Below are 641 nucleotides of genomic sequence, written 5' to 3'. Positions count from 1 at the left end.
CGCTGTCGGCTGCCGGAGCCGATGCGCTCAGGTCTGTGCTGCCAGTCATGTCGATAGCCTCAAAATCCGTCACGCCACTGCGCCCCGGCCGGAGCGACTTCGAGCTGGCCGGCCGGGCGCAGGCCGCAGCGCCGGTCAGTTGTAGATAAGGCGGTTGACCCGGACCAGGAAGTCCTTGCCGAGGTCGCTGGTGGGGTCGCCCATCAGTTCGGCGATGACGTGCATCGCCAGGTCCCGGCGCTTCGGGGAGCGTTCGGCGATGGCTTTGCCGAGCGCGCCGGGCATCTGCTCGGCGGTGAGGTCGGTGCAGTAGACGGGGCTGCCTGGCTGCTGGCGCCACGAGTCGGTGATGGTGCCCGCGTCGAAGCCCTCGAAGCCGGTCTGATCGACCAGCGACATGCCCAGGGCCCGGTCGTCGTCATCGTCCGCGGCGACGGGGATCGCGATCCGGCCGGGGGTGCCGCTCGGGCTCGCGTAGGCGACGAAGGACTGTGCCGTGATGGCGTTCCACGCTTTGACGACGGGCCGGCCGAGGTGCTCCTCGACCCAGCGGCTCTCCACCTGCCCGCGGTCGAGGGCCGCGATGTGCCCGTCGCGGGCCGGGTAGTAGTTCGAGGTGTCGATGACGACGGCGTCCGCGG

At 70.5% G+C, this 641-nt stretch carries 1 protein-coding gene; it reads right to left on the bottom strand.

Annotated features, from left to right (window positions below; genetic code table 11):
* Nucleotides 1-135: 135 nt before the first annotated feature.
* Nucleotides 136-641, bottom strand: a 506-nt coding sequence (locus ACFQV6_RS44310; protein ID WP_378033750.1) for an NADPH-dependent F420 reductase, incomplete at its 5' end; no start/stop codon positions are given.

The sequence above is a fragment of the Actinoplanes sp. GCM10030250 genome (assembly GCF_042666575.1).
In the GTDB taxonomy this organism is placed as follows: Bacteria; Actinomycetota; Actinomycetes; order Mycobacteriales; family Micromonosporaceae; genus Actinoplanes.
The sequence above is the reverse complement of the archived record's forward strand: the minus strand, read 5'-3'. Positions and strand labels throughout refer to the sequence as shown.